Here is a 9,444-nt window from a genome sequence, read left to right on the forward strand (position 1 = left end):
AAAGTTTACGAAAACAGCCTTATAAAAAGCTAAAGAATGAAGATATTTTATCTTTAATGTTCAAAGTATTTTATAAACCAATAGCTTACGCTTTATCAGGTATTTTGGTAGCTTATTTTTTATTGGCAGCATTCGTAACTTTTCGATTTACGCTTATATGGGCAAATATAAATTATACGCAGGATATTCCAAATTTTGTTGTAGCATTTTTAATCATACTTATTAGCTTTTATGCTGTCACTAAAGGGATTCGTACAATTAGTACGATTGCATTTTTAATATTACCACCGGTAGTTTTTTTTGGATTTTTAGTAGGCTTTGGGAATGTGAAAAACAAAGATTATGAATTACTATTTCCGGTATTTGAAAATGGGTATCATGATTTTTTTCATGGTTTTGTTTATACTTGCTCTGGATTTTTCGAGATAATTTTTATTTTATTTTTAAATTCATTTTTAAAAGATAAGGTAAAAATAAAATGGCTTATTATCGTAACTTTTATCTTATTAATGTTAATTTTAGGGCCGTTAACAGGGGCAATAATGGAATTTGGGCCTGTTGAAGCAGAGAAAATGAGAAATCCAGTTTATGAGCAGTGGAAAATTTTAACGTTAGGTCAGAATATTACTAGATTGGATTTTTTATCGATTTATCAGTGGCTTTCAGGAGCTTTCATACGGATTAGTTTAAATCTTGGCATCGCAAATTACATTATTAATTATAGTGGGCGAAAAAAATGGAGTTTACCATTATTGTCGATTGCATTATTAGTGGCAGTCATGGTTCCGTTGAATGCGTCGTCTTTTTATAACTTTTTGCAATACTATTACTTTCCAATCAATTTATGTTTTTTATTATGTTTAATGGTAATCTTTCTAGTTATCTCAAAATTAAAAGGTGATTCAGCATGACAAAAGAACCGAGAACTCTAAACTTATTAGAATTTATGGAGTCATTTAATCACTCATCAGATATCGATTTTAGAACGAAATCATATCAAGAAGGTGAAGACTCGCATTTTGTGATCATTATGTTTTGTCCAAACTTAATTGATATGCAATTTAGTAATCAAATTATTAATGAGATATTTGATATCGTTCAAAAAGAAGAAAAAATTAATTTTGAATTATTAAGAAATTTAGTGGAAGTTAAAAGAGTGAAGGAAGTTGAAGTAAATTTATTTTCGGGGGATTTAGTCATATTTAGTTCCTACTTAAATGATATTTTCTTTATTTCAGTTGCCAATCCTCCTAAACGAGATCCTGAAGAATCAAATTTAGAAAACTCTATTCGTGGACCGAGAGATGGATTCGTTGAAAATATTTCAGTAAATATGGCATTAATTCGTCAAAGACTTAAGACATCTACTTTAAAAAGTGTTGAGTATACAATCGGTGAACGAAGTCGAACAAAGGTTTTATTAGTTTATATGGAGGATATTATTAATCCTTCAATTCTTTCAGAAGTAAAGCAACGTCTAAGTTTAATTAAAAAAGACGTGGTCGTAAGTAGTTATGAAATTGAGGAAGCACTATATGATAAACCTTTCTCAATATTTCCTCTATTAGATAATATAGGTAGGCCGGATTTCATAGTACAGTCATTAAATCAAGGGAGATTTGCGGTAATTGTTGATGGAAATCCGACTTGTTTAATTGGTCCAACAAATTTAAACCAGCTCGTATATTCTCCAGAGGATATACATGCCAGTTTTTATTATGTGAATGTCGTTAGGTACTTAAGAATAATGGCAATTATCACGACGATTTTTCTTCCAGGTTTTTATATTGCATTGATTACCTATCATTTAGATCAAGTACCATATCCATTCCTTGCAACAATTGGTATGTCAAGAAATGGGTTGCCATTTTCAGCACCACTAGAGGCCACTTTAATGTTAGGTTTTTTTGAATTATTCAAAGAAGCGGGGATTCGTTTACCAAAAGCAGTAGGACAAACTGTAGCTGTTTTAGGAGGGCTATTTATTGGTGATGCTGCGATACGGGCAGGTTTAACCTCACCATCTATGCTTGTTGTAGTAGCTGTAACTGTTATTTCAGGCTATACATTAATTAATCAGAATATCTCAGGAAATATTGTTATTCTCCGCTTTTTTATTTTATTTTTATCTTCTGGTCTAGGTTTAATTGGCTTTTTTACGGGTTTCTTTTTATTAGGAACAATGATCGTTTCATTAGAAAGCTTCGGACAACCATATATATCAATTTTATCTGTTCCAAGTAAATCAGATTTTTTAAATGTCATTATAAAGTTGCCACAAAAGTTTAAAGTGAAACGAAATCAATCACTCCATCCTATTGATGAAGACCGTAAGAAGGAGTGAGAAATTAGATGAAAAAATTACTAATTATCATTCTATTGGTATTTCAATTATTTGTTTTAACGGGCTGTTGGGGAGAGCGAACGATTATTGATCAAACTTTAGTTACGAGTTTTGGAATTGATTTTAAGGACGATCAGTTTGTTGTAACGATCCAAGCTCTAAATTTTTCAAATATTGCTAAACAAGAGAGTGGCGCATTACAAGTACCTGCACCACCTTTAATTGGGCAAGCAAAAGCTAAAAGTATACAAGAGGCGTTTACTAAATTAGAATCAAATTCACCAATTCCTTTATATTACGGACATATAAACAGTGTCATTCTAAGTAAATCAGTCATCGAAAAAAAATTGAAGGATGTTAATTCATTTATAAGTGGAAGACCACTATTAAGATATACAATGTGGATTTATGGTACGGATCGGGATATTAAAGAAATCTTACTGAGTCAAAGCTTCTTTAATTTACCTTTTTTATATACGGTAGTAACGAATCCTAATCAAAAAAGTAGAGGGGACTTAATCGCTTTAAGTTTACAATTTCATCAATATATTTCTAGATACACCCAACCTGTTGGCACTTTGTTAATTCCTTCATTAGGTATTGAGGATAAGAAATTTGAAGAGAAAAATTTGGATAAAGTAGCTTATATAAATGGTGCTTACGCTGTTTCTCAACAAAAATATAAAGGTCAAGTAACTGTAAAGGATTTAAAAGCATTAGATTTTATTGAACAAAAAAATTATACTTTACCACTTACACTTGATTCAGGTAATTTAAATTTAGTAGTTAGAAGTTCCAGAGGATCAGTTAAGGTCGTAAAAGGTGGTAAAAAGCCAAAGTATATTATTAAAGTAAACACAAATGTAGCAATCGTGCAAAATGAACATCATTTAAGTAAGAAGAAAATTTCTGCAAAAATTAGTAGTAGAGTAAAAAAAGAGATTTTAAAAACAATTAAAAAAGGAGAAGAGATTGATGCTGATCTTCTCAATATTTCAGAAAAGCCTTATCGGTACGATCGCAAAGAATGGGATATAAAAACGTTAAATGAAATCGATGTTAAGTTAATAAAAGATATTAAAGTTGATGTTCATATTTTAGGCAGTAAAGTTTATAAAAGATAAAAATGTACCGAAAAGAGAAGAAGCATAAAAAGAAGGTAATTTTTAAAAATCTATCTTCTTTTTTTTTGCTCATTTTTATCGAAAATGAATTATGATAGATAAGAACAAAGTAAGTTTTTTATTGTGGGGGTGAAGAAGTTGATTTTTGTGATTGGAGGAGCTCGAAGTGGAAAGAGTTCTTACGCAGAAAGAAGAATAAAAGAATTACAAACAAATCAAAATGATGTTGTTTATATTGCTACAGCTATTCCAACAGATGGAGACATGGGTGAAAGAATAAAAAGACATCAAGAAGAGCGTTCGAGTGATTGGCATACTGTTGAGCAATTTAAACAGTTTAATAAGTTAAAAATGGAAGAAAACTTTTTACAATCGAAGTATGTGATTTTAGATTGCATGACTGTAATGATTACGAATTTAATGTTCGAACGATATACTGATATCGATTTTGAAACGATAAATAATGAACAAATAAACGAGCTTGAATCATTTATAGAAAAAGAAGTGAATGAGCTCATTGATGTATGTAAAGAATTTGAAAAGTCATTAATAATCGTATCGAATGAAGTAGGATATGGATTAGTTCCATCTTATCGTTTAGGAAGAATTTTTAGAGATATTGCAGGGCGGATGAATCAAAAAATAGCATCAAGGGCAGAAGAGGTTATACTCGTCACAGCTGGTATACCTTTAAGAATTAAGTAGGAGTAACGATATGAATCGATTTAAAATGATCCTCAGTTTCTTTTCAACCATTCCAGTGAAAAACTATGAGTTTATTGAAGCTGAACTAGGGAAGGGAATTAGATTAGTTCCATTAGTAGGCGTACTATTTGGTATTTTACTCGTTTGTTTGAACTTTGGAATTTCGTTAATTTTGGACAATGAAGCCAATGCATTTCTTATACTAATAGTCTATTTATTCTTAACTGGTGGATTACATTTTGATGGAGTGGCAGACACGTCAGACGGAATATTTAGCCATCGTTCAAAAGAAAGAATTCTAGAAATTATGAAAGATAGTCGCATTGGTGCTTTTGGAGTCATTTCATTAATTATATTATTTTTGGGCGATTGGATATTTTTATCAAAGAACACAACATTTGTCATATTTTTATTTCCGATTATTGGAAGATGTATCGCTCTATTCACTTGTAGAATAAGTACATATGCTAGGAATGAAGGATTTGGAAGTCAATTTATAATAGAAGCAAAAAAGTCTAGTTCATTAGTTGTTTTAATTGGATATATCATACTCATTTGTTTAGGTAGTATCTATTTCAATGAAGTAGGAATTATTTTCGCAATCTGTGTTACATTTGTTTTTATCGGATTTGTAACGAAAAGAATTAATCAAAAAATAGATGGAATTACAGGGGATGTAATTGGATTTACAATTGAAATTTCCCAATTATGCTTTTTAATTTTTGCTGTTATTGGTGAGCGATTAGTATGAAAGTAATTTTAATTAGACATACAGAGAGCATAGGAAATAAACAAAAGGTTTATGCGGGGAAGACTGATTTTGATTTAACAGAAACTGGCTTACTCCAAATGAAAAAAGTCGTTACTCAGTTAGCCAAAATGATTGATTCGACTTCAAATTATACTTTGTATTCAAGTCCACTTCGTAGATGTACGGCTTTAAGTGAAGAAATTGAATTATTTACAGGTGCAACGAAAAAAATTGATCGTCGATTACATGAAACAAATTTTGGGGTATTTGAAGGAAAGTCATATGCTGAACTTTTAAAAGAAATGCCTGAAGTAGTAGAAAAATGGAACGAGGATTTACTAAATTTTCAAATTCCGAATGGTGAAAGCTTAAAGCAGTGTGCAGAGCGGGTTAATGTATTTGTGCGTGAGATGACTGCAATAAATGAAGATATAATCGTCGTAACGCATGGAGGCATTATGAAGCTCTTACTCTTAAACTTCCTTCATTTAGATTTAAATCAATTTTGGAAGTTTTATACGGGTAATGGATGTATTATTGAAATTGAATATAATAATGGTTTTGGATTTTTAAAAAATATTATTCAACATAATTAAGAGGATGGGGAAATTGAACACAAAAAGAATCGTTTTACTTTCATTGTTTATCGCATTAAGTGCAGTATTGTCTAATATAAAAATAGTTTATTCAATTGCTTTTGATTCGTTGCCAGCTTTTCTTGCTGCAATCATTCTATCGCCAATTGCCGGTGGGATTGTAGGGGCACTTGGTCATCTACTTACAGCATTTACATCTGGATTTCCATTTACAATACCAGTGCATTTATTTATTGCACTTCAAATGCTTGTGATTGTTTGGATTTTTGGCGTTTTATTTAAAAAAATAAACAAATATATAGCAATAATCGTCGCAATTATTTTAAATGGTCCAGTTGCAACAATACTAAGCGGTCTATTAATCGCTTATTTAAATCATTCATTTACATTTAAGACTGTTAGCAGTTTTTTTATGTTAATGGTAGTGCCATTAACTTTAGCATCAGCAGTAAATATTGTTTTAGCATTTATACTTCAAAAGGTGATGAAACGTGCAAACTTCAAAATTTAGGGACTTAACTTTAATGCAAATAGACTCGAATCGCTATTTTACGATAGCATGTGATAGTTGCGGTGGAATAGGGATGAGTGAACTTGATTATATAAAAGTTGATGAAGAAATCGTTGGTTATTTAACAGCGAAATTATGTTTAGTTGAAACGTTAGCTTTCCGTTCAAAGCCTACAGTGTTAATTAATACATTATGTGTAGAAATGGATGGTAGAGGGAAACGGATCATAAACGGTATTGAAAAAGCGATTAAAGAATATAATGAAGCAAATTTTTACGAAGACGATTTAGAAATAAATATTACTGGAAGTACAGAAGAAAACATTCCAACAAAGCAAACGGGTTTAGGTATCACTTTAATGGGTGAAATCTTTCATCCTTTTAATAGAAAAGAAGTAAGTTCGGGTGATACTGTCATATTAATTGGTTATCCAAAAGTAGGACAAGAAGTATTAGAGGATTTGAATGGAAATAAAAATGAAATCATTAATTTTCATTCATTAAAGCAGTTAACTAGTCACAAAGATGTTTCTGATGTTTTACCAATCGGTTCAAAGGGTGTGCTGTTTGAATTAAATCAATTGATGGAAACTAATAATAAAGAGGTAAAGTTATTAGACCAAACTAGCATCCAGTTGCATAAATCAGCGGGTCCAGCGACATGTGCACTAGCAATTATTAAAAAGGAATCTATTGAAGAATTAAATAGATTAATCTCACAGCCACTCACTTTGTTAGGTGAAATTAAATAAATTGAAATAACATTATTGGAGAATAAAGATGGCAGAAGCTTTAAAGGATTTATATAACTATAATTTAATATCAAAAATTGCAAATGAGATCACTAATGTCTATTCAGATTTTAATCGCGATACTTTTATCGAAAAAATATTCGATGAAAAGTGGGAAGATAAAACCTTAAAGGAGAGAATGAGGCATGTTACGATTTGTTTAGGAGAGTTATTGCCTAGTAATTATGAAAAATCGATTGAGATTTTAAGTAGTATATTAAATAAATTTCCAACAAATCAATTAAGTAGTATCATTTATCCAGATTTTGTAGAAGTGTATGGATTAGAACATTGGGATCAATCGATGGAAGCGCTAGAATTATTTACACAGCACTCAACTTCTGAATTTGCGGTTAGGCCGTTTATTGTTCAAGACCAAGAGCGAATGATGGCGCAAATGCTAAAATGGTCAACGCATCACAATGAACATGTAAGAAGACTTGCAAGTGAAGGATGCCGTCCGAAATTACCGTGGGGGATGGTTCTAAAAAATTTGAAATTAGATCCAACTCCGATCCTGTCAATTTTAGAAAACTTAAAGGAAGACGAGTCATTATATGTTCGTAAAAGTGTAGCGAATAATTTAAATGACATTTCAAAAGACCATCCGAATCTAGTATTAAAGATTGCCAAAGAATGGTATGGAAAAAATCCAAATACAAATTGGATTATTAAACATGCATGTAGAACGCTACTAAAAAAGGGGAATATAGAGGCTTTAACGATTTTCGGATTCCAAACGACAAATGCAATCAATATTGAAAACTTCCAATTGCAATCAGACAAAATAGAAATCGGTGAGGACCTAAACTTTTCATTTAAGATTCATAGTGACGAACCAACCCTTACAAAAATTAGAATCGAATTTGCAATTGATTACGTAAAAGCAAAAGGAAACCGTACAAAAAAAATCTTCAAAATATCCGAAAACACAATCGAGAAAGATAAAACATTATCATATAACAAATCTCACTCGTTCAAAAACCTATCAACAAGAAAGCACTACCCTGGCCAACATACGATCAGCCTGCTGATTAACGGCGCGGAATGTGGAAGTTGTGACTTTATTGTAGAGTAGAATTGAAAAAGAGACAGTCTCAAGCCGATCTACTTTGAGACAGTTCCTTTTTATTATGGAACAAATTATGTATTTTGTTTATAAAATTGGTTGGTACCGACTTATAGTATGTTATGCAAATAGATATCGAGGCAATTTTAAGAAAAAGCACAAAAAACCCGCTAGAAATACGTAATTCCTTGCGGGTTTTCACTAGACTGTGCCATCTATCTTTTATGCATCATCACATCTTCTGTTAAAGGAGTAAAACCAAGTTTTTCCTGTAAGACTACTTTAGGAATTTGAGACTTAGTTATTGTAACAGTTGTTACTTTTCGATTAATGTTCTCATTATGGATGACTGACATAATATCATAAAAATATGGTATAGCTGCATCTGTATAGGCTACAGCTAAAATTTCAGAATACTTGGTGTCAGGGCGAATTGTGATACCGAAATAGGCGATCGTTTGATTTTCCAATTTACATTCAACTGCATAGTCAAATTCTATAGAGCTATAATATTCATCCATCATAGCAACTTGTTCATTAGTAAGAATTTGTTGCTTCATTTTTAAATCTTTCCAAACATTAAATTGAAATTGATCTTTTATTTCAAAAGTAAATCCAGGGATATTTTGTACGGTTTTAATAAGAAGTGGATAATGTGCTCCGACAATTTGTGAACGACTTGTAATATTGAAACCTTTAGTTAGGAAATAATCTATTTGTGTTGACCATTGACCTCTAAATCGCTGTGCAAGTAATTTTCCGCCATATTCTTCACTTATAGCAAATTGGTAAACTCTTTCAAATAGTTCATCTCGTACAGTATCCTCATACTCTGGTAATACCCACGGATAGCCTAAAGATACAAATTCTCCCTTTCCTGAGAAACTCATATAACCAACAAGTTCATCCCCATCAAATGCAAAGCATCTAGATTTCTCATTAAATTCTGACTGGTTTTCAAATAGTGTAGGAGACAATGTTGCTTTCCAGGCATACCTTAAAGAATTCGTTATTTTATTCCAAAAATCATACTGTAAATCAAGATCTGAAGGACTCTCATAAAAACGATAAGTTATTGTCATATTACAATCCTTTCTTAAATCGTACTAGTTTAATCGTAACAAATTTAAATTAGTAAGGTTAGAAATTTTTATTAAAATGCACTATTTAACATTTATTAGGCGAAAAATAAATATCACATTAATTACAGTATGATTTTATAGTCGTTCTGTTGCCTATAAAAAGCATTGAATTCAAACGATAAGTCTTCGAAGTGCAAATACGAGAGTTGAAAGTGCAAATAAAACTTTGAAATGTGCAAATACGAATACAAAAACTGAAAATAAAAGAGAAAGTGCAAATAAAAATAGAGAATCTGCAATTAAAATTAGTAAAACTGCAAATAAAATTAACAAAAGTGCAAATAAAATTAGCGAAACTGCAATTAAATTCTCTAGAAACCCAAATTAGATAAGATATTACCTATACGGGTTAGGGTATTCCAGCTTAATTATTGCTAAAAAGTAGTTACTCATGGACTTCGGTCAAGAAAGT

Annotated in this window: 10 protein-coding genes; 9 read left to right on the forward strand and 1 reads right to left on the reverse strand. The window is 31.1% G+C overall.

Translation table 11 applies throughout. The annotated features are described in order from the left end of the window. From CN601_RS21650 to CN601_RS21690, 9 genes are all read left to right on the forward strand, one after another. A partial coding sequence (locus CN601_RS21650; RefSeq protein WP_098172325.1) for an endospore germination permease occupies window positions 1-911 on the forward strand: 911 nt, incomplete at its 5' end. Beyond that, entirely contained in the window at window positions 908-2,344 is a 1,437-nt protein-coding gene (locus CN601_RS21655) for a spore germination protein (RefSeq protein ID WP_098172326.1), read from the forward strand. The genes CN601_RS21650 and CN601_RS21655, both read left to right, overlap by 4 nt. 8 nt (window positions 2,345-2,352) lie before the next feature. Next, complete coding sequence (locus tag CN601_RS21660; RefSeq protein ID WP_098172327.1) at window positions 2,353-3,468, forward strand: Ger(x)C family spore germination protein; 1,116 nt, start codon at window positions 2,353-2,355, stop codon at window positions 3,466-3,468. Window positions 3,469-3,615: 147 nt separating this feature from the next. Next, window positions 3,616-4,173, forward strand: a complete 558-nt coding sequence (gene cobU, locus CN601_RS21665) for a bifunctional adenosylcobinamide kinase/adenosylcobinamide-phosphate guanylyltransferase (protein WP_257131782.1) — start codon at window positions 3,616-3,618, stop codon at window positions 4,171-4,173. Between the two features lie 10 nt (window positions 4,174-4,183). After that, window positions 4,184-4,924 (forward strand): adenosylcobinamide-GDP ribazoletransferase, encoded by a 741-nt coding sequence (gene cobS / locus CN601_RS21670; RefSeq protein ID WP_098120656.1) that lies wholly within the window; start codon window positions 4,184-4,186, stop codon window positions 4,922-4,924. Beyond that, window positions 4,921-5,520 (forward strand): histidine phosphatase family protein, encoded by a 600-nt coding sequence (locus CN601_RS21675; protein WP_098172328.1) that lies wholly within the window; start codon window positions 4,921-4,923, stop codon window positions 5,518-5,520. The genes cobS and CN601_RS21675 overlap by 4 nt, the downstream gene beginning before the upstream one ends. A gap of 13 nt (window positions 5,521-5,533) precedes the next feature. Continuing rightward, window positions 5,534-6,031, forward strand: coding sequence for an ECF transporter S component (locus tag CN601_RS21680; protein ID WP_218923258.1), 498 nt, complete (start codon window positions 5,534-5,536; stop codon window positions 6,029-6,031). Further along, window positions 6,012-6,782, forward strand: a complete 771-nt coding sequence (locus CN601_RS21685) for a hypothetical protein (protein ID WP_098172330.1) — start codon at window positions 6,012-6,014, stop codon at window positions 6,780-6,782. The genes CN601_RS21680 and CN601_RS21685 overlap by 20 nt, the downstream gene beginning before the upstream one ends. Before the next feature lie 28 nt (window positions 6,783-6,810). Next, window positions 6,811-7,899: a DNA alkylation repair protein gene (locus CN601_RS21690; RefSeq protein ID WP_098172331.1), complete on the forward strand. Its 1,089-nt coding sequence runs from the start codon at window positions 6,811-6,813 to the stop codon at window positions 7,897-7,899. Window positions 7,900-8,105: 206 nt separating this feature from the next. Here CN601_RS21690 and CN601_RS21695 read toward each other — a convergent pair whose 3' ends face one another. Further along, entirely contained in the window at window positions 8,106-8,972 is an 867-nt protein-coding gene (locus tag CN601_RS21695) for a hypothetical protein (RefSeq protein ID WP_098172332.1), read from the reverse strand. Between the last annotated feature and the right edge of the window lie 472 nt (window positions 8,973-9,444).

This window comes from Bacillus sp. AFS017336 (assembly GCF_002555445.1).
Taxonomy (GTDB): Bacteria; Bacillota; Bacilli; order Bacillales; family Bacillaceae_G; genus Gottfriedia.

What these genes read in the sequence shown, in the direction of transcription:
- cobS (WP_098120656.1), top strand. Translation starts at nt 4,184, where the DNA reads ATGAATCGATTTAAAATGATCCTCAGTTTCTTTTCAACCATTCCAGTG.
- CN601_RS21690 (WP_098172331.1), top strand. Translation starts at nt 6,811, where the DNA reads ATGGCAGAAGCTTTAAAGGATTTATATAACTATAATTTAATATCAAAA.
- CN601_RS21655 (WP_098172326.1), top strand. Translation starts at nt 908, where the DNA reads ATGACAAAAGAACCGAGAACTCTAAACTTATTAGAATTTATGGAGTCA.
- CN601_RS21675 (WP_098172328.1), top strand. Translation starts at nt 4,921, where the DNA reads ATGAAAGTAATTTTAATTAGACATACAGAGAGCATAGGAAATAAACAA.
- CN601_RS21660 (WP_098172327.1), top strand. Translation starts at nt 2,353, where the DNA reads ATGAAAAAATTACTAATTATCATTCTATTGGTATTTCAATTATTTGTT.
- CN601_RS21695 (WP_098172332.1), bottom strand. Translation starts at nt 8,972, where the DNA reads ATGACAATAACTTATCGTTTTTATGAGAGTCCTTCAGATCTTGATTTA.